This window comes from Bradyrhizobium sp. STM 3562 (genome assembly GCF_045571435.1).
Lineage (GTDB): Bacteria > Pseudomonadota > Alphaproteobacteria > Rhizobiales > Xanthobacteraceae > Bradyrhizobium.
On the sequence record NZ_CP120694.1, the window covers coordinates 3766094 to 3791537 of the forward strand.

Genomic DNA, 25444 nt, shown 5'->3' on the forward strand with positions numbered 1-25444 from the left:
AGGTCCGGGTCAGGCCGGTTCGCGCGTCAGGATCAGCGAGGCGTTCTGGCCACCGAAGCCGAACGAGTTCGACATCACCGCGGTGACCTTCGCGTCGCGCGCCTTGTTCGGCACCACGTCGAAGGGGATGGCCGGGTCCGGAACCTCGTAATTGATGGTCGGCGGGATCCGCTGATGCTCCAGCGTCAGGATCGAGAAGATGGCTTCCACCGCGCCGGCGGCCGAAATGGTGTGGCCGACCATCGACTTGTTGGACGAGATCGGAATCTGCTTGGCGCGCTCGCCGAACACGGTCGAGATGCCGATATACTCCATCTTGTCGTTTTCCGGCGTCGCCGTGCCGTGGGCGTTGATATGGTCGATCTGCTCGGACTCCATGCCCGCATCGGCCAGCGCCTTGCGCACGCAGCCGATGATCGGCTTGCCGTCGGGGCTCGAGCGTGTGCGGTGGAAGGAATCGGTCAGCTCGCCGCAGCCGGCGATAACGCCGAGGATCTTCGCGCCGCGCGCGGTGGCCGCCTCGTAGCTTTCCAGCACCAGCGCGCCGGCGCCTTCCGCCATGACAAAACCATCGCGGTTCTTCGAGAACGGCTTTGAGGCGGCTTGCGGCGGATTGTTCTGGGTGGACAAGGCCGAGAGCAGCGAGAAGCGGATCAGCGCTTCCGGATTGACCGAGCCTTCGGTGGCCACGCAGAGCGCAGCATCGGTTTCGCCGCGGCGGATCGCCTCGACGCCAAGCTGAATAGCGGTCGCGCCCGATGCGCAGGCGGTCGAGAGCGAGATCGGCGAGCCCTTGGTGCCAAAGCGTTCCGCGAGGTGATCGGACACCGATCCGAACAGGAAGCGGCGATGCCACGGCGTGAATTTTCCGCCGCCGCTGACCCGCAGCATATCGCTGTAGCTGATTTCGCTCTTGCCGATAACGCGTGCGATCTCATCGCGCTGCGGCCATTCGAGCTCGATCGGTGCATTCGCCAGAAACAGCGGACCGGGAAAATCGCCCGTATTTCCGATTCCGGCCTGGGCGATGGCTTCTTCGGCGGCGAGGTCGGCCAGGCGTTCGGAAAGATCGGTCGATGAGAACGGCTCGACCGGCACGAAATCGACCGTCCCGGCCATCGTCGTCCTCAAGCCGTCGATCGGAAACCGCGAAATGGTGCGAATGCCGGATTCGCCGCCAGTGAGCTTTTTCCAATTGTCGGTTTTGCCCGCGCCCAGCGAGGTCACCACGCCCATGCCGGTGACGACAACGATCGGCCTTCCGAATTTATCGCGTGGTGCTGTCATCGTATCCCCCGCCAGCGCCGTATGATCGATCTTCTCGGAGAACTGCCACCCAGCTCTCCGAGTCCGCTCTAGCTGATCGCTTCGACCAAGGCCATGCCTTCGCCTCGCCAGTGGCCGGTCCCAACCACTACAATCTGGGTCGGCGGCGTCGACATTTCAATCTCAAAGCCGCTGGAATCGTTAGGTGGAAACAGCGCCCCGCGCGAGATCGACAGCGCCGCCAGTGCAAGCCCGATCGGGAATTGCGCCTCCATCGTGTGGCCAAAAGCCGTTCCGGTCGCCCGAATGGCGTGGCCGGGATGCGCCGCGAGGAACGCGCGCTCCTCGGACGTCGCGGGCTCGGCGCCGGTCGCGCCGGTAATGACAGCGGCGTTGTCGCTAGTCACGTTCAGCTTCGACCACAACGCTTCCAGCGACTGGGTGATCTGGCCGGGCTCCTTGCGGCGGGCATGATCACCGAGGACGCTGGTCAGGCGAGCAAACGGCTTTGCGCCGCGCGCCTGCGCATGCGCCTTGGACTCCAGAACCACGAATGCGCCGGCAGAGCCCAGCGCGAAACCGGGATGCCCCGTTCGTGTCCAGATCGGCGCAAACTGCTCCTTCAGATTGAAGCCGCCGAACTCGTACAGGACGAGCAGGTCCTTGCGTTCGCCGTTCTGCGCGCCGCCGATCAGCGCAATGTCGCTCTGGCCGTCGACGATACGGGCCAACGCAATGCGCGCTGCATCGACCGCGGCGGTCTCTTCGCCCATGAAAGTCCGCGACGTCCCGGTGACGCCGTGGACGATCGCGATGTTGCCCGCGAGCAGGTTGGACAGTTGCGCCAGGAACAGCGTCGGTCGCAAATCGCCCATCAGCCGTTCGTTGAGAAAGTTGGGCGCGACGTTGCCCTTGGCCTGGGCGGTGAGAATGCCCTCATCGACCGCGAGATCGCGCTCGCCGCCGCCGGCAGCCACGATCATGTCCATCCGGGAGAGGATCTCCTTGTTGCCCTTCACGCCCGCGGAGTCCAGCGCCAGCCCGGCGGCATAGGTCCCGATGCGCTGCCAGGCCTCCATCTGCCGCTGATCGCCCTTTTTCGGGATCTGGCTGTCGAAATTGACCGGCGCGAAGGGGTGAACGACATAAGGCGCGAACGTCTTTTCATCGACGTTGACGCGCCGCTCCTGCAAGGCCTGCCAATTGGCATCCAACCCCTCGCCAAGCGAGGTGGCGAGGCCGATGCCGGTAATCCAGACTTCCGCTGGTCCCGACTTCGCGGAGTTGCTTTCAGTCATGATTGGAGGGCCTGTTGGGGAAAGCCGATCCGCTTAGCCACGGCATCCATGTGCCCGCGCAAATCCGGATTGGGGAAGGGGACGTGGCTGAAGGTGATCGTGGAATTGCACCTGAGTTTGCCGCCGACTTTGATCTTGGCATCCGTGATCGCGTAGCCCGAACCCTCGTGCACCAAGCTCGCCTCGATCGTGAGCAATTCGCCGGGCGGCACGAAGCCGCGCATCTTGGCTTCCTTGACGGCTGCCAGGAACGGCATGCGCTCGAACTTGAACAGCGCGAGCAGAAGCCAGCCGGAGGTCTGCGCCATCGATTCGATCAGAAGCACGCCGGGCATGATCGGATAGCCCGGGAAGTGCCCCTCGAAGATAGTGCTCTGTTTGGGAACCTGGGCTTCGACCGTGATCGTCTTCTCGTCCAGATTGAGGTCGAGAATGCGATCGATGAGCTGGAAATATTCGAGCTGCATGGCGCCGCGGCTAGGCACCCGCATTCTTGGCGGCGACGAGCTCGTCGATCCGCGCACACAGGTTTTTCAACACAAAATACTGCTCGGTCGTTGCCTTGCCGTCGTTGACTTCCTGGGTCCATTTCTCCAACGGCAGCTTGATCCCGAACGCCTTGTCGATGGCGAACGCGATGTCAAGAAAATCGAGGCTGTCGATGCCCAGATCGTCGATGGCGTGGCTGTCAGGCGTGATCGTGTCGCGCGGGATGTCGCAGGTTTCGGCGATGATCGTGGCGACCTGATCGAATGTTGAGGACATCACTAAGCCTTTGATATCGTGGGTATAATTTCTGGAGCGGCGCGGCGGGCGGGCGGGCGATCCGCGCCTAAAGGGCCCTGTACTCACCTGCCGACCGGGAGTCGAGAGCCCGTATATCGGAGCGCCGCCGTTAGTTCAATGGAGGCGGAAAGGGCCCGATCTGTTGAAATTTGGGGCTGTTTCGGCCCTCGGTCGGCGGCTGGCTCGTCTTACTTGGGGGAAATGCGGATGCAGTCGTGGCGTCCCATCAGCACGCAATCCTGGGTTTTGCGCAGATCGGCGATGCTCATCGCAAGCCAGATGCCGACCGCGGTCAGCGCCACGGTAAAGGCAAAGGCCGCGATGTTGGCGAGCATGCGATGGCGGAAATCGTCGGGTTGGGGCCGCGGCCGTTCGTAGCGCGACAGGTCCAGCGGCTCGGGCGGGTTGTCCTGGTGCCGCGGCTGGACGGCCACCGGCGAGTTACGCAACTGGGGCGAGTGCAGCGCGCTGCGCGGCCGGAATTGGAGCACGCGGTGCTCGTCATCTGCTGGGATCGGCCGCTGGGTCTTCACGGCTTCCGGCTCCTAAAATCTAGCCAGCTATTTAGCACGTGCGCCGCGCCGCTGACAAAAAATGTTGCGAGCGACGCGTCAAATCAGGTGAACCAGGCTTCGAAAGTACCATGGAACCGGCCGCAGCCGATGCGGACCCGCCCATCCTCCGTGACGCCAAGGACATCGACATAGCGATGACCGAAGCGGATGGCGTGATGCTCGCAAGGCTTTCGCGCGTGGACGGTTTGCGCCGCAACACATCGTCGCGCGACACCATCACCGGCAGCGACGCATCGGTGGCCTTGAGATCCTCGGCACTCACACGTAAAGCGGACAGTTCTTGTCGAGCGCGTGACGAGCGTCCAGCTCAGGGCAAGCGCAGGGCTCTCATTGCGCAAGAGCGGCAGCTCCTCGAGGCGCCGAAGCGGCTGGCCCTCGGCGGTGACGACGTTCTTAAGCATCTATCGCCGCGCGGTGGCATTGCCGATGGTGTTGTGACGTTCGTTGCGAAGCGGATCGATCAGGATCGGCATGCCCTCATGATTCGAAATCACCGGACTTCTGGCGAACAACAGCCGCGCGCTCGGCGGGGAGAAGCGGGCGACGATCAAGCCGGTGATGGACGACATCGAGAGGATGCCGGTAAAGAGCTCGATGGTGGCGATGAATGTCCGGCCTTACTCTACGTTCGCTGCGGCCGTTCACCGCTATTCGCGTATCTCTCACAAGCTGCAGGGCCGTCCTGACGTCTTGGCCTTGCGCCCGCCATCATGTCATAATCACTGCATTTTCAAAAAAGCCATTTCGTGAAGCAGGCACAGAGGTAGAGTCATGCACAGCACGCGCGAGCCCAGAGTCCATCCGATCCCTATTCTGTCGCTGCGTCCAACGCAGATGACGGTTGGCATGCGTGAGGTCAAAGAAAAGCGCAAGCGCTTCCGCGAGCAGAAATCCGCAAAGAAGCAGCAGGAGATGATCGGCAAGCACATGATCCCGGTGGTGTTCGGACCGGACGAGCGATACTACGTGGTCGACCATCACCATCTGGCGCGCGCCCTGCACGATGAAGGGATCAAGGACATTCTGGTGACCGTGATCGGCGATTTGAGGATGGTGGAAAAGGACGCCTTCTGGGGCGTGATGGACAACAAGCGATGGGTCTATCCATACGACGCCAAGGGCGAACGGCGGCATTTCAAGGATCTGCCGAAATCGATCGGTGATCTAAAGGACGATCCGTTCCGCAGTCTCGCCGGCGAGTTGCGTCGGGCCGGCGGCTTTGCCAAGGATACCACGCCATTTTCCGAATTTTTGTGGGCGGATTTCTTGCGGCGCCATGTGCCGCGCAAGCTGATCGAACAGGATTTTGATCACGCGATGGAAAAGGCGCTGCAGGCCGCGAAGAGCCACGACGCGATCTATTTGCCGGGTTGGTGCGGACCGGCCGGAGACGATTGATCAACGGATGCCGGCGCGCAGGAAGCTCTGGATGAAGGCGCGTTGGAAGAACAGGAAGGCGATCATCAGGGGCGCGGACGTCATCAGCGCGGCGGCACAGATCACCGACCAGTCGATGCCCTGATCGACGGAGGCGAACACCTGCAAGCCGACCGTTAAGGGACGGGTCTCGACCGAATTAGTCACGATCAGCGGCCACAGGAAGTTATTCCAGTGGTAGCTGACCGAGACGAGGCCGTAGGCCACGTAGACGGGGCGGGCGAGCGGCAGATAGACGCGCCAGATCGTCTGCAGCGTGCTTGCGCCTTCCACGCGCGCGGCATCGTCGAGTTCCTTCGGGATCGACTTGAAGTTCTGTCGCAGCAGGAAAATGCCGAACGCCGAGGCGACGTAAGGAAGCCCGACACCCGTCAGCGTGTCGATCAGATTGAGCTTCTGCAGCGTGCGGTAGTTCTCCAGGATCAGCACGTCGGGCGTCACCATCAACTGTATCAGGATCAGCGCGAACAGGAGCTCGGCGCCGAAGAACTTCCAGCGCGACAGTCCAAAGGCCGCCAGCGTGCAAATCACGAATTGCGCCGTCATGATGCCGAGCACGAGCAGTACGGTGTTGAGGAAATAGCGGGCAAACGGCGCGGCAGTCCAGGCGCGCTCGAAATTCTTCCATGTCAGCGGCGCAAAGAGATCGAAATTGGTCGCGAATGCGGATGGATGAAATGCGGCCCAGATGCCGTAGAGGAGCGGCAAGGCCCAAACGAGCGCGAAAAGCCAGACCGCAATCGTCGAGATGAGTTTTGTCAGGCGGCCGGACATGGGCTGCAAATCTCGTCAGCGATAGTGAATCTTGCGGTCGAGCATGAAGAACTGCACAATCGCGATGATCGCGAGCACCGACAGGAGCACGGTCGAAAGCGCGGCCGCATAGGCGGTGTCCCAGAAGCTGAACGCGACCTGGTAAACATAGAACAGCAAGAGTGTGGTCGCGTTGTTCGGTCCGCCGCCGGTCATCGCGATCACCTGATCGACCACGCGAAACGCGTTGATCAGGGCATTGATGGCCACAAACAGCGTCGTCGGCATGATAAGCGGCCAGGTGATGCGGCGAAACGTGAGCCAGTGGCTCGCATTCTCCATCCGCGCGGCCTCATAAAGCACCGGCGGGACCTGCTGCAGGGCCGCGAGGAAGAAGATCATGAAGAAGCCGGCCTCCTTCCAGATCGTCACCGCCATCAGCGCGGGCAGGGCGGTCGTGGAGCTGCCGAGCCAATTGACGCTGGCAAATCCAAACAATCGGCCGATCTGGTTGAGCAGGCCATAATCGGGCGTGTAGAAAAACAGCCAGATATTGGCGGCCGCGACCATCGGCAGAATGGTTGGGGTGAAGAAGGCGAGCCGCAGCGCGGCGCGGCCCGCGATCCGGCCGTTCACCCAGAGCGCCATCGCCAGCGCCAGCCCAATCGCGATCGGCACGGTGATCAGCGCATAGAGCAGGTTGTTCTTGAGCGCCAGCCAGAAGATCGGATCGGCCAGCATGGTGCGGTACTGGTCGAGACCGATAAAGACGGCCGGACGTCGCCCATGTGGGGTCGAGAAGAAGCTATCGATGATGGTCGCGACCGCAGGCACATGCGTGAACGTCGCCAGCAGGACGACGGCCGGCAACGCCAGGAGCCAGCCTTGCACGTGAATATTGAGTCGCGGTTTGGTGCGTTCCATCGCTGCGAGAGGAAGCCGGCCGGTCGCTAGAATGAGGGCGACCGGCCGGCTGCGTTTGTTAGTGCTGATAGCTGGCGAGGATGCGGTTGGCTTCCGCCTGCGCCTCGTCGAGCGCCGCTTGCGCCGGCTTGGCGCCGGTCAGGATCGCCTGCAAGGCATCATTGAGCGCCTTGGTGACGCGCTGGTTATCATGTGTCGACAGTTCGGCGACGGCATCCTTGAGCTGGTCACGTGCAACCACCGCCGGCGGGAAATCCGCAGCGTATTTCTTCATGGCCTCGGTCTCCCAGGCGTCGGGGCGGGTCGCGACGTAGCCGGTGGCGATGCCCCAGTCGGCCGCGCGCTCCGGCGTCGACAGGAAGCGGGCGAACTCCAGCGCCGCCGCCACCTTGGCCTTATCGCTGTTCTTGAAGATGTAGATGTTGCCGCCGCCCGTTGGCGAGCCGCCGCGCACCTTCGAGGGCATCGCCGCGACGCCGAAGGCGAATTTGGCATTGTTGCGAACGTTGGTCAGGTTGCCCGTGGTGGTCCACATCATCGCGGTCTTGCCTTCGAAGAAGTCCTTCGGCGTCGTGCCCCAGTCGATGATGCCCTTCGGCATGACCTCGTATTTCTGGCTGAGGTCGGCGAAGAATTGCGCGGCCTCGACCACCTTGGGATCGTTATAGGCGACCTTGGTGCCGGCCTGATTGGCGAGGATGGCGCCGTTCTGGGTCGTCAGCGCCTGAAACAGCCAATAGGGAAATCCGGAGGAGGGAATTTCCAGGCCCCATTGGGTGACCGCGCCGGAGGCATCGCGCTTGGTCAGCTTCTTGCCGAACGCGACCATCTCGTCCCAGGTGGTCGGCGGCTTTTCGGGGTCGAGGCCCGCGGCCTTGAACGCGTCCTTGTTCCAGTATTGCACGATGGTGGAGCGCTGGAACGGAATGCCCCAGGTGTGACCCTCGGCCTGGCTGTTCTCCATGAAGGCGGGATAGAACGACTTGATCCAGGCCTGATCGCCGTCCGATTTGACGATCGCGTCATAGGGCTCGATCAGATCATCGTCGATCAGGGTGAACATGTCGGTGGACAAGAGCACGGCGACATCAGGCGCGTTGCCGGCCTTGGCCGCGGTCATCGCCTTCACAATGGAGTCCTGATAGCTGCCGGTATAGACCGGCTTCACGGTGATATCCGGATGCGCCTTGGTGCATTCGGCGGCATAGCCGTCCACGACCTTGGTGATCGGGCCGCCGACCGCGATCGGATAATAGAACGTGATCTCCGTCGCGGACGCGGCCGTTCCGCCAAGAAAACTGGCCGCCAGTGTTGCAGCAACTGTAAGCCGGGCAAATCTGTTCATGCGCGAATGCTTCCCTGATTGGAAACGGTGTGTAACTGTGGCGACAGTGATCCGGCGCCGGTTTCGCTGAGGCGTCTCCCGCTTGTGGCGTCGAACAGATGACCCGCCGCGGCGTCCCAGACGAGGCCGACTGCGGCGCCGACGGGTGGAGCGCTATCGCCCCGTGTGCGGGCCAGTAGCGCGCGCTCTCCGAGCATGCAGGTGACAAGGGCCTCGGCGCCGAGATATTCGACCGCGGTGACAGTCGCATGAAGCCGGCTGCGTCCGCTCACGCTGTCCACGGTCACGTCCTCCGGCCGCAAACCCAGCACGCGGCCGCGCCCCGATGCCGTGAACAACGCAGGTCCCGTCGTCCCTGCGATCACAGCGCCATGCGGCCCGTCATCGAGATCGAGGAAATTCATGGGCGCCCCGCCGATGAAGCGGGCGGTGAACAAGCTCGCCGGACATTCGTAGAGGTCTGCGGGGCGGCCGTTCTGCTCGATCCGGCCGCCGCGCATCAGGATGACGCGGTCGGCCATGCTCATGGCTTCGGTCTGATCGTGCGTCACATAGATCATGGTAATGCTGAGGCGCTGCTGAAGCGCGCGGATCTCGCGGCGCAGATCTTGCCGGAGCTGTGCGTCGAGGTTTGAGAGCGGCTCGTCGAGCAGGCAGACCGGCGCTTCGGCGATCAGGGCGCGGCCGAGCGCGACACGTTGCTGCTGCCCGCCGGACAATTGCGCCGGCTTGCGCTTGAGCAACGCTTCCAGCCCGAGCAGGCCTGCGATCTTCTCGAGCCGCTGTGCCATCTGCGCCCGTGCAATGCCGCGCACCGAGAGGCCGAAAGTGATGTTATCGGCCACCGTCAAATGCGGAAACAGGGCGTAGGATTGAAACACCATGGCAACGCCGCGCGCGGCGCCGGTCAGGCCGCGGACATCGCGGCCCTCGATCGCAATCGCTCCTGCCGTCGGCTCATCGAGCCCCGCGATCAGGCGCAGCATGGTCGATTTACCGCAACCGGACGGTCCGAGCAGGACGACGAGTTCGCCCTCGTTGACGGCGAAAGAGACGTCATTGACCGCGAGCGTGTCGCCCCACGCCTTGCTCACCGATCGGACGTCGACGCTGACCATGATTTGAATCCAATAGCCCGACAAACGTCGGCGCTTCCAAATAAAAATGGCGTATGAATGTTATGTGACGCTCGGCCTCACTCCTCACAGAACGAGCAGCGCGACAAGAGCATGCCGGCCAACCCGTCTGCAAAATCTAGCAGAGATCTTTCGACTCTACACCGGAGCTCTGATCCCGGTCTGGATCGACTCGATCCGCCTGCAGCCCTATGCCGCAGGTGATAAGGGCCGTGCGAAACTGAGCTCGTGGCCATCCGGATCGGTCAGGTGAAAGTAGCGCTCGCCCCAGGGGGCATCGCACGGCGTGGTCGTGGGCTGGCATCCGGCCGCCAATGCGCGATCGTAAAGTGCATCAACGTCGGCCACGTAGAAAATGATGCGCCCCCACCAGCACCACTGCCGTTGCTCAGGCTGGGCAATCAGGTTGAGATAGCCCGGGCCCGCCCGAAAGCTGGTGAATGAAGCCGCTTCGCCGCCGTATCGCATCTTGAAACCGAGCGAGCGGTAGAATTCTACTGCATGTCGCATATCGTGGGTAGCGAGCGTGACTGCGCTGATCCCTTCGATCATCACAAGACCTCCTGGACAAGCTGAAATGGCCTTACGCCAATAGCGCCGACCGGCCGCCGATCCAGGTTTCGACGACCTCAAACCTGCTATTGAGGGCGACGAGGTCGGCGCGGTAGCCGGGGGCAATCGAGCCAAGCTCGGATGCGAGGCCCAGGAAGGTGGCCGGCGTGCGCGAGGCCATGATCAGCGCGTCGTCAATTCCAACGCCGAGCAGTGCGACGGCGTTGCGCACGGCATCGATCATGGTCAGATGGGCGCCGGCGAGCGTGCCATCGGGACCCGTCAGGCGATCTCGTTCAAGCGTTATCTCCCGGCCTTGCAGCAGGAATTTCTGCTCATCCGTGCCGACCAACGGCATCGCGTCGGTAACCAGCATCAGCCGATCACGCCCCTTGCAGCGGAGCGCGATGCGCAAGCTTGCGGGTTCGACGTGAAGGCCGTCGCAAATGATCCCGGCAAACAGCCTGTCGTCATCGAGCGCGGCGCCGACCACGCCCGGCGCCCGCGCCGTGAGCTGCGACATCGCGTTGAACAAATGGGTGATACCAGTGACCCCATGATCGGCAGCCAGCCTGAGCTGGCTTGCCGCTGCGTCAGTATGCCCTGCCGAAACCCGCAATCCGGCGGCGACGAGCTCATCAATCAGCGGCTGCGGCACGCATTCCGGTGCCAGCGTCACAAGCGAGCGCCCGCAATTGCCAAATCGCTTCATCGCGGCAAGGTCGCGCGCATCAAGCACCCGAACCTCGGATTCCAGATGAATGCCCTTGCGTACCTTGTTGATCGCGGGGCCTTCCAGATGAAAGCCGAGCACGCCGGGGATCTGCGATGCGGCGGGCGCAACGGCGGCGAGACGCTCCATCACATCAATGCGATCGGTGATCAGCGTCGGCAGACACCCCGTCGTTCCTGCCTTACGGTGAGCTTCGACGATACGGCGCACCCCGGCCGCGGTCGGCTCGTCATTGAGGAGAACGCCGCCGCCCCCGTTGACCTGGACATCGATAAATCCCGGCGCCAGGATCGCGTCGGCTGGCAGCGTGATGGCGTCGGGCGGCGACTGAGTTGCGAATCTGACATCCTCGATTCGTCCGTCGGAGATGGTGACCAGCGCCGGTCCTCGCAGCGCCGCTCCGTCGAAGAGTTGCGGCGTGGCAATCGTGAAGGTTGTGGGAGCATGGGAATGGTCCATGATGTTCGTCCGCGCCACGGTTAAATCGCTGCCCGTAAACCCTATATCGACTGAACCCGCCAGGTAAGATTTGAACTGAGCTCTGCCGGCGGTGCCCATGGACCCGGAACCAGGTTCCTGCGTTGGAACGGCATGATGACGAGTGGTGCGCTGTACCTAGGGATTGATGGCGGAGGCAGCCGCTGCCGCGCCCGCATCGAGGATGAAGATGGCGCGGTGTTGGGCGAAGGCGTGTCGGGACCGGCCACGACGCGGCTTGGCATCGATAACGCCTGGCGCTCGATCATGCGCGCCAGCGAAGCCGCAGCCGGCCAGGCGGGATTGCTGCGCGAGGATTTTGCGCGAATGTACGCAGGCATCGGCCTGGCGGGCCTCGGACGTCGCGGGGCCGAAGCGGCCTTGAAGGAGATTATCCACCCGTTCGCGTCCGTCCGCTTCATTAGTGATGGTATCGCCGCCTGTCTCGGTGCCCACAGCGGGGCCGACGGCGCCATCGTTGTCGCCGGGACCGGATCGATCGGTGTCGGGCTGATGGGGGGACGCGAGCTCCGCTTCGGCGGCTACGGCTTCCCCATCTCGGACGAAGGCAGCGGGGCCGATATCGGGCTGCAGGCTATCAGGCTCGCGCTCCTCGCTGCCGACGCGCGCGGCGAGCTTTCGCCGCTGCTTGCCGAAGTGCTCGGCGCCTTCGACCACGACCCCAGCCAGGCCGTGGCCTGGTCCGAACAGGCGACCGCGACGGATTATGCGACCTTCGCGCCGATGGTGCTGCGCCACGCCGGCCAGGGCGATCCGATCGGCCGGCGCATCGTCGAACGGGCGGCGGACGCGATCGGCGATCTCCTCGACATGTTCTTGCGAAAGGGCATTGAGCGGCTGTCGCTGGTCGGCGGGCTGTCCGAGCCGATCACGCCGTGGTTGACGCCGGATCTGCGCGACCGCCTCAAATGTCCTGATGGCGATGGTGTTTCGGGCGCGCTGCTGGTGGCGCGCCGGGGCTTGGGCGAGGCTGAGAATGCCTCTGAACGCACGGCGGTTTCCGGCTGCCCGGTTCCAAATCTCTGATAGGAGCGGATCGCGCATGGCCACAGAAGACGTCGATCCTCGCTTTGCGGACCTCGATGCCTGGTCGCTCGCTTCCGCAATGGACGCGATGTGGGAGGGCCAACTCGCCGCCGTCGCGGCGATCGGGCACGCGCTGCCCGCCATGACCGCCGCGACACATGCAGCCCATGAGGCGCTGGGGGATCGCGGACGCCTGGTGTATGTCGGCGCCGGCACCTCGGGCCGGGTGGCGGTGCAGGACGGCGCCGAGCTGACGCCAACGTTCGCCTGGCCGCGCGAGCGGCTTCGCTTCATCATCGCCGGCGGCGAGAGTGCATTGGCCACCAGCGTCGAGGGCGCGGAGGACGATGTCGCCGATGCCGTCAAGCAGGTCGATGCGGCAGCGCTTTCGCCGCATGACGTGGTCATTGCCGTTTCGGCCTCGGGCACGACGCCGTTCACGGTGGCAGCGCTGCAGCAGGCCGGCAGCTACCGCGCCGTCACCATCGGCCTTGCCAACAATCCCGGCACGGCGCTGCTTACGTCCGCAAACTATCCGGTCCTGGTGGAGACCGGACGCGAGCTGATTGCCGGCTCGACGCGGATGAAGGCGGGCACTGCGCAAAAGGTCGTGCTCAACCTGATATCCACCGGCATCATGCTGCGCCTGGGCCGCGTCTATCGCGGCATGATGGTCAACATGCCGCCTACCAACGCGAAACTCAAACGTCGCGCCGAGATCATGGTCGCCCGCATCGCCGGTTGCAGCGAGGCGCAGGCGGCAAAAGCGCTCGATCAGGTCGAGGGCGACATCAAGATGGCCGCGCTGGTCGTGCTCGGCTACGACAAGGCGGAAGCCGAAAGCATTCTCGCGAGCCACAAGGGCAATCTTCGGCGCGTGTTTGCCGACCTCGCCGACGGCCGCGGCGGGTGATGCGGCGTTCTGGCCGCGCAGAAAACATGGAGCCCATTAGCCATGGCTGATGCCGCTTCCTCCGCGATGGCGCGCGAGACCTGTGAAAGCGCGGACGTCGTTTCGCGGATCGTGGGCAACCGCGATGACATTGCCAAGATCGCAAAATGCCTGGATATCGGCACCGCGCCCCTTGCCGTACTATGCGGCCGCGGCAGCTCCGGCCACGCCGGCGTGTTTCTGCGCTACCTGATCGAAACGCGGCTGCATTTGCCGGTATCGGCCAGCGCTCCCTCCGTGATCACCGCCTTTCGCAAGCCGCTGACGCTACGCGACGCGTTGTTCATCGTGATCTCGCAGTCGGGACGCAGCCCCGATCTGGTCGCCGCGACGCAGTCCGCGCGCGCTTCGGGCGCGCGGACCATCGCCATCGTCAATACCGTGCCGTCGCCGGTCGCGGATGCCGCTGAATTCGTCATTCCGATCGAAGCCGGGCCCGAGCACTCCGTCGCCGCCACCAAGACGGTGGTCGGCTCGATGGCCGCAGGGGCCGAGCTCATCTCCGAGCTGGCTGACGATGCGGATCTCAGGTCGGCCCTCGACCGCTTGCCGGAGCGGCTTTTCCGCGCGGCGACGCTCGATTGGTCCAAGATATCGGATGATCTCGTCCGAGCCTCCGCCGTGTTTGTCGCCTCGCGCGGGCTGGGCCTCGGCTCGGCGCGGGAAATCGCACTCAAGCTCGGGGAGATCCTGCGGCTACCGGCGCTCGGCTTCAGTGCCGCCGAGCTGCAACACGGCCCGCGTGCCGCCGTCTCCACGAAAACGCCTGTCATTCTGATGCGTTTGATGGATGAGACGGCTGCCACGGTGGATCAGGTTGCGGCCGACCTCTCCGAAAGCGGGGCGGCGTTGCATCTGTGCGGTGGCCGCAAGAGCACGTTGCCTTGGCTCGGCGACGATGATCCCGCAACCGACGCCATCACCATGCTCGTTCCGGCCTACCGCTTGATCGAACGCACCGCGCGCGCCTGGGGCTTCGACCCGGATCGTCCGCCGCAGCTTTCCAAGGTGACGGAGACGTTCTGAACGGCTCGGGCGTCCTTAGTCTGCAGACCGGTGAACGGGTTCAACGCGACCGCCCAAATTGTCGGCTTGCGAGACCCTTTCTCCTGGAGGAAGTTGCGCGCTGCTGCCTCCGTCCAGCTCAATTGCAGACACAGGAGGAATTTCCATGAAACCGATAGGGAGCGTTTTCGCTGCAGCGGCATTTGCAGGCATATTAGCCGCGTCAACTCCGGTCGCGAGCGCCGCGGCCGAACCCGGCAACCAAATCACGATCCTCTACGATGCGTTTGGCACCGACGCCACGATGACCAAGGACTGGGGCTTCTCGGCCCTGGTGGAAATCGCGGGAAAGCGCATACTGTTCGACGCCGGCGACAACGCCGAAATCTTCGCGGCGAATGTCAAGGCGAAAGGCGTCGACCTCACCAAGCTCGACTTCGTCGTTCTTTCGCACCGGCATTCCGACCACATGGCGGGCTTGAGCCATGTCCTGAGCGTCAATCCGACCGTCAAGATCTATGCTCCGAAGGAAGGGTTTGGCATTTATGGCTCGTCGCTGCCGTCCAGCTTCTACCGCAAGGACGAGTCACTGCCACCAGATATGCGGTATTACGGCGGCAAGCCGCCGGAGATCATGAAATTCGGCTCCGCATGGCCCAACGCTCACTTTGAACTGATCGATCAGACGACCGAAATCGCGCCCGGCATTACCTTGCTGGCGCTGGTGTCCGATGCGCCCGGGACGAAGGAGCTCAAGGAACTCTCGCTTGCCGTCAACACGTCTGACGGGATGATTCTTGTAGTTGGCTGTTCGCATCCCGGAATCGAGCGGATAGTGGAGGCGGCTGCCGTCATCAATCCGAAAATTCACCTGATCGTCGGCGGCTTCCATTTGGTCGTTGCACCTGACGATGTGATCGCAAAAGTCGTGGACGCACTCAAGGAGCGCTTCAAGGTCGAAACCATTGCACCAGGGCACTGCACGGGCGAGCCGACCTTCGCGGCCCTGAGGCAGGCTTTTGGCAAGAACTATCTGTACGCCGGGCTCGGTACGTCAATTCCGCTCGGAGCAACTGCGGGCTCTGACGTGAGGCGCGGCGAGGGGCCTGCGCAAGATGACCTCGCCACCTATCGCAAACTGGCCGCTCGCGAAGATCCTTTTGGCGTCACGCGGGCGCAACAGGCGCGGTTGGGCGGAAATCTCTGAACCCTATTTCGGCACGCGGCCCATCAAATAGAACTCGTCGTTGGGCCGCATGCCCGTGACGTTTGCCAGGCGGTTGGACAGAGCGAAGAAGGCGGCGATCGCCGTGATGTCCCAGATGTCGTCGTCGGAAAAGCCGTGGCCGGAGAGCGCCACAAAATCCGCGGCCGACACCACATACGCCTCCAGCGCAACCTTCATCGCAAAATCGAGCATCGCCTTCTGGCGCGGCGTGATGTCGGCTTTCCGGTAATTGACGGCGATCTGATCCGCGATCAGCGGGTTCTTGGCGCGAATGCGCAAGATCGCGCCGTGGGCGATCACGCAATACTGGCACTGGTTGGCGGCGGATGTCGCGACCACGATCATCTCACGCTCGGCCTTGGTGAGCCCGCTTTCCTTGTCCATCAGCGTGTCGTGATAGGCAAAGAAGGCGCGGAACTCGTCGGGCCGGTAGGCAAGCGTCAGGAACACGTTCGGAATGAAACCGGACTTTTCCTGCACGGCGAGCAGGCGGGTGCGAATGTCCTCCGGCAATTTGTCGATCGGCGGCACGGGAAAGCGTTTTGCGAGCGGCTGGGTCATGGACGGGATTCCGGGTCAGGTCGTGCGAAGGCGTTGCGCGAAACCATAATCGATCGCGCCGTCGGCGCAACCGGATCGCTTCGCGCCTGCGCTTCAATTTTCAACCGGCAGGCCGGCGGCTCTCCAAGCCGTCCACGATCCCGGCACATTGGCCACGTGTGCGAAGCCATGTCGCTGCAACAGGCTTGCCGCGATGGAGGCGCGATATCCGGTGCCGCAATAGGTCACGATACATTTGTCGCGAGCAAGCTTGTCGGCTTGCCGCGCCAGATGTGGCACGAAGATGTGCCGGGCGCCCGGCACATGACCGCGCTGCCACTCCTCCTCGGTGCGAACGTCGAGGACGAGCACGTCGGCGTCGCGCCGGCGCGCGTCCAGTTCGTGCACGGTCCATTGTGGGGTGCGCGCGAGAGCAAGACCGGCATTTTGCCAGCTCGTCATGCCGTCGTGCAGATAGCCCTCGACCTTGTCGATCCCGATGCGGAAGAGATGAGCCGCCACGGCCTCCAGGTCGTGGACATCCTCGACCACCACCGCAACCCCTATTTCAGGATCGAGTACACGGCCCGCCCAGGTGGGGAATTCCGGTCGCAGCGCCACGTTGAGTGCACCTGGAATGTGGCCGCCCCCGAACGCCAGGATGGAGCGGCAGTCGAGAATCGTTGTTCCTCCTGTCTGCCGCCGCTGCAACTCCGCCGGTGGCAGCGGCGGGACCGGCGGCACTCCGCCCCGGATCGGCGCGCCCGCCGCATTGAGGTTCTTCAGCCGGGCATAATGAGCCGGCGGCTCCGGCATTCCGCTCAAGAGCCAGGCCACGAACGCCGACTGCGAGCGATCCTGAAGCGCGGGATTGAACAGACGCTCGTTTCCGATGGTGCTCTGCAGGCGGTCGCCAATGGACTTTCCGCAAGCGGATCCGGCACCATGGCACGGAAACACCTCGATCCGGTCGCCGAGCGGAAGCAGCTTGTGAAACAGCGAGTGGTAGAGATCGGCGGCCAGCTTCTTCTCTGTTCCATGCCCCACAAGGTCGGGCCGACCTACGTCCATGTTGAACAGCGTGTCGCCGGTGAAGACACCAAAGGCCTGGTCGCCCTGGTTGCTGTCGAATGCGAGCAGGCTGACATGTTCGGGCGTGTGGCCGGGCGTATGCAGGACGTGCAGGCTTGCGCCGCCGAGGCCGATCCGGTCGCCCTCGTGGAGCCGGCGTAGCTTGAACGCGTAATCGCCATCGCCGCCGGCGATGTCGGCGCCCGTGCGAGCGCTCAGTTCATGGGCTCCGGAAACAAAATCGGCGTGGATATGCGTTTCGATGATATGGGCAAGACGTAGCCGCCGGTCCCTCAAGGTCGACAGATACACGTCCACGTCCCGCCGCGGATCGATAACGGCGCCAACGCCTGCGGCATCGTCGCCGATCACGTAGGACAGTTGGGCCAATCCGCCGGTTTGAATGCGTTCCAGAACCAGTCCCATCCAACGCCTCCTGGCGCAAAAACGCGTGGGTGGTCAGGAGGTTCTTCTGTCGCCTGGCAGGAACAAGGCTTGCTGTAAACGTTCACGTTCAGGGACCGGCGACGGTCACCTTGGTCTTATGCCAGGCGTTGTTGACATATCCCTTGAAGTTCCAGACATCTTCCAGGCGCGCCGGCTGGGTTTGCGCGGCGCTGTCCCAGGCGCGGACGACGATTTCATGCTCACCCGGCGGCAGTTCGAGCTCCACATGCCAGATCGTCCAGCTCCAGCGCTGCGAGCTTTTCAGCTCCGCGATCTTCCAGCCTCGTCCACCGTCTCCGGACACTTCCACCCGGTCGATCGAACGGCCGCCGCTGCTGATGGCGTAGCCGCTGACGTTTACATCGCGCGACGCCAAGCGCGACTGATCGCTTGGGATGCATATCACGGAATTGACCGGCAACTCCCCCAGCATGAGTCCGGCATGCCAGTCGAGATTCGATTGATCCATGTCGTCGGGGAGCAGCTTGTACGCTTTCTGTTGAAAGAAGTTGGACGACGGCTCGTCCTGAACCGAGATCGTCTGCAGCCACTTGACGCTGCGCGCGCCGATGTAGCCGGGGACCACGAGCCTGATCGGGTAGCCATGCTCCCTGGCGAGAGCCGTCCCGTTCATCTCGTACGCGAGCAGCACGTCCGGACTTTTCGCCTTGGATAGCGGAATTGAACCGCCAAAGTTGATACGCTTGCCTTCTTTCTGAACCTCGTCGGCTCCCTCAAACGCCACATGCAGGTCGTCGCCATTGCAGCCTGCCTGCCGCAGAACGTCTGCAAGCCTGGTGCCGCGCCAAACCGCGGTGCCGATCGCGCCCTGTTGCCAGGCCGTTCCCTCCACCTCGTCCACAAAGCTCAATTCGTCGCGCCGGTTTCCCGCGCATTCGAGCGTTGCGGTGATAACATGCGGTTCGAAGTCGCGGCGGAGGTCTTCGAGCCCCAGTTCCAGCTCCCGTGAGACGAGACCGCAAACCCGAACGCGGTGTTTTGAAGCATCGAGCTCCGGCATCGTCCCATGAGTGCGGATGTAGAATGCCTCCGCGGGTGTCACGAACGACGAGATCAAGAGATCCAGCGGAGGCTCGGCGTTCAGCGGCTCCTGCCTGCGGACGATCAGCCGCGAACCATGCGCGATCGGCTTCGCCATGTCCGACACCTCGGCTGCAATGCTTACGACGAGGCAACGTGCGCGGCGGCGCGGGGTTTCAAGCGGCCGTCGGATTGAGCGCTTCGCCTGGTCGCTGAATCAGCGCAGCGGCTTTTTCAGAAGCGAGAAGCGCTCGGGATCCAGCCCCATCGAGGGCTGCAGCAATGGCGCCTCCGCCGCGGACAGCGAGCGCGCGACGGGGCGTTCCGCGAAACCGGGATCGCTGGGCGCGTCGCGATTGGAGGTGGCGCCGCGCCAACGTTCCAGAACCGCGCTGACGAAATGCGTGTCGTGCCCGGCGACGACCGAAGGCACGGTCGCGATGGTGGCCTCGCTGCGCGGCAATTGATGCGGCGGCACCTCCTTGAAGCGGAGCCGCGTCGGCAGCGCCACGCCTTCGCCGAAGGCCAGCACCTCGCGGGTGCCGAGCGAAGGCACAAACGACAGCAGATTGGCGGCGGCGTCCGACACCGCGGAGCGCATCAGCGCCTGGTCGCGCTCGTTGGCAAGACGCATCGAAAACAGCGTGTTGCACTGAGAGATGATGGTGGCATCGAGCTCGGCCGGCCGCTGCGTCACCAGCCCCAGATAGACGCCGTATTTGCGTCCCTCCTTGGCGATCCGCGAGATGGCTTTTCGGGTGGGCCCAAACCCGATGTTGCGGTCGGCGGAGGCATAGCGGTGAGCTTCCTCGCAGACGAACAGCATCGGTGAGACCCCGTCGCTCCAGAGACCGAAGTCGAACGCCATCCGGCAGAGCACCGACACCACGGAGTCCACGACCTCGGCGGGGAAGCCGGCGAGCTGCATCACCGTCATCGGCTTGCCGTTGGCCGGCAGACGGAACAGATGGCTGATGACTTCCGCCATGGTGTCGCCGCCGACATTGGCATTGTCGAACATGAAGCCGTAGCGCGGATCGTTGCGCACGGTCTCGATGCGCGAGATCAGCTTGTGATAGATGATGCGCGAGGAGCGGTTCTCGAGCTTGCCCATCCGCTCGTCGATCAGCGAGATGAGATCGACCAGGCGGTACGGCACCGGCGTGTCGACGGTGTAGCCGACCCCCTTGGGATCGGTGCGCTTCAGGCCCAGCCGATCGCTGTTCTGATACTGCGTATAGATGGCTTTCGCCTGCGGGATCACTTCCGCGAGGATGTCGAGCTCCTCCGGCACGCCGGGGCGGCCGCCGAACAGCACGTCGACGATTTCCTCAAAATTGAACAGCCAGAACGGCAGCTTCAGGTTGCGCGGGTTGAGCACCAGGGAGCGGCTGCCGAAGCAGCGGCCGTATTCGTTGTGCACGTCGAGAAGGAAGATGCGCAGATTTGGCCGCGCGAGCAGAATTTCATTGAGCAGCAGCGACACGCCGGTCGACTTGCCGACGCCGGTCGAGCCGAGCACCGCGAAGTGCTTGGAGAGCATCTCCTCGACATCGACATAGGCGATGACCGAGCGGTCCTGCTGCAAGGTGCCGACATTGATCTGGTCCGAGCCGGTCGGCGCGTAGATCGTGCGGAGCTCCTCTGCGCTGATCAGTTCGACCGCATCGCCAATGGTCGGGTAATTGGTGACGCCGCGCTGGAATTTGGGGCGATCGCCGGAAAGAATTTCGCCCAAGAGGTCGACGCCGGCGGTCGCGATATAGGCGTCGGAGATCGGCAGGTCCTCGCAAGAAACGTCGGTGATCATGGCGACGATGGTCGATGAGCCGGACCGCAGGCTGACGAAGCGGCCGACGGTTGCCCGCACTTCGCCAGGCGGCATTTGGCTGGCGGTCAATATGCCGACCCGGGCGAAGGAGCCGCGCACCGAAATCACACGTCCAAGAGATGTCACGGCAATCGAACCCGGTATGTCCTTGAGAAGAGGTGGGACCACGACTATGCCGGGCGCCGCTGGAGAAACGGTTAAGCCGCCTTAGTAAAATCTCCAGCAATGTTGGTTTATGCTCTCATTCCGCCTATTGGACGAGCCGTTGGCGGCAAAGGGCACGGAAAAACCTGCGAGATTTATTGCTGCGGGCATGTAGGCGGGCGCGTGCCGATTAACCTCGCCTTTACCAATCCTTCCAAACCCAGGCCGGAGGGCCGCCGTGGGAAGGGGTGGTGCGATTGATCCGGGCCAATCCACAGAGGCCCCAAAGCGTGCTACGCGCAAGGTGGCGAAGCCGAAGCGCCGGAAGAGTGCTTAAGGCGAGGTCGAGGAAAGCGCAAAGTAGGGGGCGGGGCCGGACATGCCTCATCATCGGAGCGATGTCTTGATCATCGGCGGCGGGATCGCGGGCATCACATGCGCGCTCGACCTGCTCGATGGCGGCAAGACGGTGACGCTGCTCGACCGCGACGAGGAGGGCAGCTTCGGAGCGCTTGCGCGCGAAAGCTTTGGCGGCATGTTCTTTGTCGATTCGCCCGAGCAGCGCCGCCAGGGCATTCGGGATTCCCGCGACCTGGCCCTGCGCGACTGGTTCAGCTTTGCGGAATTTCCGCCTGACGATCACTGGCCGCGCGCCTGGGCCGAGGCATATATCGAGCGTTGTACCGCCGATGTCTATCGGTGGGTGCGCCGCCATGGCGTGAGCTTCCTGCCCGTCGTCAATTGGGTCGAGCGCGGCGAATTCGCCCCCGGCAATTCGGTGCCGCGCTTTCATATCGCCTGGGGCACCGGCAGGGGCATCGCGGATGCGTTGATCGCGGCCTTGCGGACGCACCCGAACGCCGGCCGGCTCACGCTTTGCTTCAATCACCGCGCCGAGCGGCTCGCCTTGCGGGCCGGCCGTATCCAGGGCGCGGCAGGGATCGACGAGAGGAGCGGCACGGCCTTCGAAGCCGAGGCCGAACAGGTCGTCTTGGCGTCCGGCGGCATCAACGGCGACCTGGAACGGGTGCGCCAGAACTGGCATCGCGATTGGGGCGCGCCGCCGGCCGAGTTGCTGAACGGCTCGCATCGCTTTGCCGACGGGAAGCTGCATGACGCGACGGCGGCGATTGGAGGCGTGCTGACGCATCTGGACAGGATGTGGAACTATGCAGCCGGCGTGCACCATCCGCGGCCCCGCAAGCCCAATCATGGGCTATCGCTGGTGCCACCCCGCTCGGCACTGTGGCTCAACTGGCGGGGTGAACGGATCGGCCCGCAGCCATTGGTATCCGGTTTCGACACGCGCCGACTGGTGACCGCCATCTGCGCGCAGGAGCGCAAATACTCCTGGCAGCTCATGAACCGGAAGATTGCACTGAAGGAGCTCGCGATTTCGGGTGCCGAGTTCAATCCCTCGATCCGGGACAAGAACCGGCTCGGATTCTTGCGCGACATTCTGTTCGGCAATCGTTGGCTGGTGAACGAGATGATCGACCATTGCCAGGATTTCGTCACCGCGAACTCGCTGCCTGAACTCGTCGACAAGATGAATGAGCTGCAAGGCGATCGGTCGGTCGAGCTTGGGGCCGTCGAGAATGCCGTGCGTCAGTATGATGCGACGATCGCGCGCGGCGAGAGCCTGATGAACGACGAGCAGCTCCGCCGCATCGCTTATTTGCGAAAGTATCGCGGCGACCGCATCCGCCTGTGCAAGTTCCAGCCGATCAACGACGCAAAAGCATTGCCGCTGATCGCGGTTCGTGAATTCATCATCAGCCGCAAGAGCCTCGGCGGCATCCAGACTGATCTATCGAGTCGGGTGCTTGACGGCGCTGGCCGCCCGATCGAGGGACTGTATGCGATCGGCGAGGCCGCGGGCTTTGGCGGCGGTGGCATGCACGGCCTGCGCGCCCTCGAAGGCACCTTTCTCGGCGGCTGCATTCTCTCAGGCCGGATTGCGGCGGCCGCGATCGATGGCAGAATGTCTTTTCTGAAGGGATGAGGGGACAAGATGAAGAGAACGGGAGCGTGGCTCACGGTTTACGCGCTGGAGCAGATCGGCGCGCGCTTCACCTTCGGCATTCCCGGGGTGCACACCACCGAGCTCTACGACGCACTTAACAACTCCAACCGCATCACCCAGGTGCTGGTCACGCATGAAGGCGGTGCCTCCTTCATGGCGGATGCCATAGGCCGCCTCACCGATTCCATCGGCGTGCTGACCGTGGTGCCCGCCGCGGGATTGACGCATGCCGCAAGCGGCATCGGCGAAGCCTTTCTCGACGGCGTGCCCATGCTGGTGCTCTCGGGCGGTCCGCGCACCGACACCTCCCATCGCTATCAGTTGCACCAGATGGACACGCACAAATTCATGGGCGGCCTGACCAAGGCGACCTTTCGGGTCACGCGCCACGACGAGGTCGTGCCGACGCTCTTTGAGGCCTACACGATCGCGACCTCCGGCGAGCCGGGACCGGTGTTCGTGGAATTGCCGGTCAACATTCTTCTGATGACCGAGGACATCGGTGAACTGCCTCAGTTTCAGCCGCCAAAGCCGCCGCCGATCCAAGCGAGCGCAGAGATCGCGCGGGCGGCGGAATTGCTGCTGGCCGCCAAGCGTCCCGGCATCTTCGCGGGTTGGGGCGCCCGCGATGCGACGGCCGAACTGATCGCATTGGCCGAATGGCTGGAGGCGCCGGTGGCGACGACCTTGCAGGGCCTTTCGGTCTTCCCTGGAAATCATCCGCTGCACGCGGGCTTTGGCTTCGGCGCCTCGGCTGTCCCGTCTGCGCAGAACGCGTTCAGGGGTTGCGATGCCATGGTTGCCATCGGCACACGTTTTGCCGAGATCGCAACCGGCAGCTATGGCGCCAGCGTGCCGGAGAATCTGATCCATATCGACATCAACCCTGACGTCTTCAACGCCAACTATCCGGCCAAGGTCGCGCTCGCCGGCGATGCACGCGCCGTGTTGAGGCAGCTCTTGGAGACGCTGCAGGCAAGGGGAGCCGGGCGTGCCCAGGGCGCATTGCGCGAGCAGATCAGGAAGGACAAGGCCGCCTATCGTGAGAGCTGGTATCGGCACGATGCGAATGGCCTTGTCAATCCCGTGCGCTTCTTTGAAGAGTTGCGGCGCCAGATGCCCGACGACGGCATCCTCGCCATCGATGATGGCAATCACACCTTTCTCACGGCCGAGCTGATGCCCATCCACGCTCCGAAAAGCGTGATCCTGCCGACCGACTTCAACTGCATGGGCTACGCGGTGCCGGCGGCGATCGGCGCCAAGCTCGCATTCCCCGACCGCTCCGTGCAGGCGATCGTCGGTGATGGCGCGTTCATGATGACCTGCATGGAGATCCTGACCGCCGCCTCCAACGGTCTCGGCGTCGTCTATTACGTCTTCAACGACGGCGAGCTGGCGCAGATCGGGCAGGCCCAGGCCATTCCCTATGGGCGCAAGCCCTGCACCACCATCGGCAAGCTGAACATCGAGGGCGTCGCGCTCGCAACCGGCGCGGCCTATATGCCGATGAACGACAATAGTGAAATCGCGGGTGCAATCAGCAAGGCGCGGGAGATCGCGAACGCGGGCCGTCCTGTGATCGTTGCCGTACGCATCGATTATTCCAAGCGCACCGCCTTTACGCTGGGTGCGGTGAAGACCAATTTCGGGCGCTTCCCGCTGAACGAGAAGCTGCGCTTTCTGGCGCGGGCGGCGGTGCGGCACGTGGTGGGTTAGAATGTGTTCGCTCAGGACTGAATCAAACGTCAATCTCGATCCGCCATCCTGAGGCGCGAGCGCGGCCCGATGACGGGGTCCGCGACACTCGAAAGATGAACGGCTCCGCTGCAGCAGCCGGGCCGTCGCCCTTCGAGGCTCGCTGTCGCGAGCACCTCAGGGCGACGGTTATGGCTGCGAGTTCGTGTCGGTCCGACACGGTCATGCTCCGGGGAATGACAAAAGGATTGTCCACCATCTGGACCGCCAGCTTAAGGCGGGGGTCGTGAACCGCGATCACACCACGGCGCGAAATTCCACGCCGTGCAAGCGAATGGTCGGGGCCATGCCGAAATGATTGCCGCCGAACACGCGCAGGCGCCGTTCGAGGTCCTCCTTGGTGATATCGAGCGGGATATCGCACATCGCGCGATAGGTGCGTCGTGAATATTTGGTGCCGTTCCACCGCAACTCGGAGGCCGGCGGTGGCGCGGGATCGCAGGCCATCCGCTCCGCCAGCTTCCAGAACAGCCGCGCCAGGTGCGCGTAAGCGAGCTCTTCGAGGCCGAGCACGTCGACGCCTGGAGGGATCGGAAACCGCACCACGTTCAAGATTGGCCCCGAATCCACCCGCTGCGCCATTTCATGCACGGTCACGCCGAATTCGCTCGCCTGTTCGTACAGCGCGAAATGGGCCGGCGCCCAGCCGGGATAGCGCGGCGGGCCGGGATGGAAATTATAGGCGCCAAAGCCGAGACCGCTCAGCACCTGCGGCGGCACGATCACCGTTGTTGCGAAAGCAAGCAGGCGGCTTTGCGCCAGCGTCGCTTGGTCGAATTCCGCGAATTGATCCGGTGTCGCCACGGGATGAATGGTGAGCACAGGATTGCGCGCGCGCAAAACGGCCGCCAGCGCCATTTGCTCGGGCGGCTCGGTGAGGAGAATGATGCTGTCGAACATCGGCACCCCGGGCGCACAGACTGATCTTCGAGTCAGAATGTCGCACGCGGGCGTAAAGATCGCGTCAACCATGGACCGCAAGACGTCTACAGCGGAACGAAGGTCGATTGGCGCGACTACAAGTAGTAGCTGTCGCAAAGCATCACTGTCCTGCGATGGCGCGGTCGAACCG

General features: G+C 63.5%; 24 protein-coding genes. 8 read left to right on the top strand and 16 right to left on the bottom strand.

Annotated features, from left to right (window positions below; translation table 11 throughout):
- Positions 1-9 precede the first annotated feature (9 nt).
- From P6U23_RS17275 to P6U23_RS17295, 5 genes are all read right to left on the bottom strand, one after another.
- Complete coding sequence (locus P6U23_RS17275; RefSeq protein ID WP_407180907.1) at positions 10-1287, bottom strand: beta-ketoacyl-ACP synthase; 1278 nt, start codon at positions 1285-1287, stop codon at positions 10-12.
- A gap of 68 nt (positions 1288-1355) precedes the next feature.
- Complete coding sequence (locus tag P6U23_RS17280; protein ID WP_407180908.1) at positions 1356-2564, bottom strand: beta-ketoacyl-ACP synthase; 1209 nt, start codon at positions 2562-2564, stop codon at positions 1356-1358.
- Positions 2561-3031 (bottom strand): 3-hydroxyacyl-ACP dehydratase FabZ family protein, encoded by a 471-nt coding sequence (locus P6U23_RS17285; protein ID WP_407181496.1) that lies wholly within the window; start codon positions 3029-3031, stop codon positions 2561-2563. The genes P6U23_RS17280 and P6U23_RS17285 overlap by 4 nt, the downstream gene beginning before the upstream one ends.
- 10 nt (positions 3032-3041) lie before the next feature.
- Positions 3042-3329, bottom strand: a complete 288-nt coding sequence (locus P6U23_RS17290) for an acyl carrier protein (protein ID WP_024510763.1) — start codon at positions 3327-3329, stop codon at positions 3042-3044.
- A 209-nt stretch (positions 3330-3538) separates the two neighbouring features.
- Positions 3539-3883 carry a hypothetical protein gene (locus tag P6U23_RS17295; RefSeq protein ID WP_407180909.1) on the bottom strand — a complete coding sequence of 115 codons (345 nt, stop codon included), beginning with the start codon at positions 3881-3883 and terminating at the stop codon, positions 3539-3541.
- Between the two features lie 110 nt (positions 3884-3993).
- Here P6U23_RS17295 and P6U23_RS17300 point away from each other — a divergent pair, with 110 nt between their 5' ends.
- Together P6U23_RS17300 and P6U23_RS17305 are read left to right on the top strand one after the other, a co-directional pair.
- Positions 3994-4611, top strand: a complete 618-nt coding sequence (locus P6U23_RS17300; protein ID WP_407180910.1) for a hypothetical protein — start codon at positions 3994-3996, stop codon at positions 4609-4611.
- A gap of 85 nt (positions 4612-4696) precedes the next feature.
- Complete coding sequence (locus P6U23_RS17305; RefSeq protein WP_024510766.1) at positions 4697-5323, top strand: ParB-like protein; 627 nt, start codon at positions 4697-4699, stop codon at positions 5321-5323.
- Here P6U23_RS17305 and P6U23_RS17310 read toward each other — a convergent pair whose 3' ends face one another.
- From P6U23_RS17310 to nagA, 6 genes are all read right to left on the bottom strand, one after another.
- Complete coding sequence (locus tag P6U23_RS17310) at positions 5324-6136, bottom strand: carbohydrate ABC transporter permease (RefSeq protein ID WP_407180911.1); 813 nt, start codon at positions 6134-6136, stop codon at positions 5324-5326.
- A 15-nt stretch (positions 6137-6151) separates the two neighbouring features.
- A complete protein-coding gene (locus P6U23_RS17315) occupies positions 6152-7039 on the bottom strand; it encodes a carbohydrate ABC transporter permease (RefSeq protein WP_407180912.1) in 888 nt (295 codons plus the stop codon).
- Between the two features lie 58 nt (positions 7040-7097).
- The gene (locus P6U23_RS17320) at positions 7098-8384 is read right to left on the bottom strand and encodes an ABC transporter substrate-binding protein (RefSeq protein WP_407180913.1); all 1287 of its coding nucleotides are present in this window, start codon (positions 8382-8384) and stop codon (positions 7098-7100) included.
- Positions 8381-9502, bottom strand: a complete 1122-nt coding sequence (locus P6U23_RS17325) for an ABC transporter ATP-binding protein (RefSeq protein WP_407180914.1) — start codon at positions 9500-9502, stop codon at positions 8381-8383. The genes P6U23_RS17320 and P6U23_RS17325 overlap by 4 nt, the downstream gene beginning before the upstream one ends.
- Positions 9503-9709: 207 nt before the next feature.
- The gene (locus P6U23_RS17330; protein WP_407180915.1) at positions 9710-10072 is read right to left on the bottom strand and encodes a VOC family protein; all 363 of its coding nucleotides are present in this window, start codon (positions 10070-10072) and stop codon (positions 9710-9712) included.
- Between the two features lie 31 nt (positions 10073-10103).
- Positions 10104-11264: an N-acetylglucosamine-6-phosphate deacetylase gene (gene nagA / locus P6U23_RS17335; protein WP_407180916.1), complete on the bottom strand. Its 1161-nt coding sequence runs from the start codon at positions 11262-11264 to the stop codon at positions 10104-10106.
- Between the two features lie 132 nt (positions 11265-11396).
- On the opposite strand from nagA, the gene P6U23_RS17340 reads away from it, so the two are divergent.
- From P6U23_RS17340 to P6U23_RS17355, 4 genes are all read left to right on the top strand, one after another.
- The gene (locus P6U23_RS17340; protein ID WP_407180917.1) at positions 11397-12329 is read left to right on the top strand and encodes a BadF/BadG/BcrA/BcrD ATPase family protein; all 933 of its coding nucleotides are present in this window, start codon (positions 11397-11399) and stop codon (positions 12327-12329) included.
- Positions 12330-12345: 16 nt separating this feature from the next.
- Complete coding sequence (locus P6U23_RS17345) at positions 12346-13242, top strand: N-acetylmuramic acid 6-phosphate etherase (RefSeq protein ID WP_407180918.1); 897 nt, start codon at positions 12346-12348, stop codon at positions 13240-13242.
- A 42-nt stretch (positions 13243-13284) separates the two neighbouring features.
- The gene (locus P6U23_RS17350; RefSeq protein WP_407180919.1) at positions 13285-14307 is read left to right on the top strand and encodes an SIS domain-containing protein; all 1023 of its coding nucleotides are present in this window, start codon (positions 13285-13287) and stop codon (positions 14305-14307) included.
- Between the two features lie 145 nt (positions 14308-14452).
- Complete coding sequence (locus tag P6U23_RS17355; protein WP_407180920.1) at positions 14453-15493, top strand: MBL fold metallo-hydrolase; 1041 nt, start codon at positions 14453-14455, stop codon at positions 15491-15493.
- Positions 15494-15496: 3 nt separating this feature from the next.
- Here P6U23_RS17355 and P6U23_RS17360 read toward each other — a convergent pair whose 3' ends face one another.
- The 4 genes from P6U23_RS17360 to P6U23_RS17375 form a co-directional block, all read right to left on the bottom strand.
- On the bottom strand, positions 15497-16075 hold the full coding sequence (locus tag P6U23_RS17360) for a peroxidase-related enzyme (RefSeq protein WP_407180921.1): 579 nt from the start codon (positions 16073-16075) through the stop codon (positions 15497-15499).
- Positions 16076-16168: 93 nt separating this feature from the next.
- Positions 16169-17551 carry a rhodanese-like domain-containing protein gene (locus P6U23_RS17365; RefSeq protein ID WP_407180922.1) on the bottom strand — a complete coding sequence of 461 codons (1383 nt, stop codon included), beginning with the start codon at positions 17549-17551 and terminating at the stop codon, positions 16169-16171.
- Between the two features lie 88 nt (positions 17552-17639).
- On the bottom strand, positions 17640-18593 hold the full coding sequence (locus P6U23_RS17370) for a molybdopterin-dependent oxidoreductase (RefSeq protein ID WP_407180923.1): 954 nt from the start codon (positions 18591-18593) through the stop codon (positions 17640-17642).
- Between the two features lie 237 nt (positions 18594-18830).
- On the bottom strand, positions 18831-20570 hold the full coding sequence (locus tag P6U23_RS17375) for an ATP-binding protein (RefSeq protein WP_407181497.1): 1740 nt from the start codon (positions 20568-20570) through the stop codon (positions 18831-18833).
- Positions 20571-20967: 397 nt separating this feature from the next.
- On the opposite strand from P6U23_RS17375, the gene P6U23_RS17380 reads away from it, so the two are divergent.
- Positions 20968-22593 (top strand): FAD-binding dehydrogenase, encoded by a 1626-nt coding sequence (locus P6U23_RS17380; protein WP_407180924.1) that lies wholly within the window; start codon positions 20968-20970, stop codon positions 22591-22593.
- 9 nt (positions 22594-22602) lie between these two features.
- Complete coding sequence (locus P6U23_RS17385) at positions 22603-24333, top strand: thiamine pyrophosphate-binding protein (RefSeq protein ID WP_407180925.1); 1731 nt, start codon at positions 22603-22605, stop codon at positions 24331-24333.
- Positions 24334-24609: 276 nt separating this feature from the next.
- Here the strand turns inward: P6U23_RS17385 and P6U23_RS17390 are convergent, their stop codons facing one another.
- Entirely contained in the window at positions 24610-25272 is a 663-nt protein-coding gene (locus P6U23_RS17390; RefSeq protein ID WP_407180926.1) for a formyltransferase family protein, read from the bottom strand.
- Positions 25273-25444 lie beyond the last annotated feature (172 nt).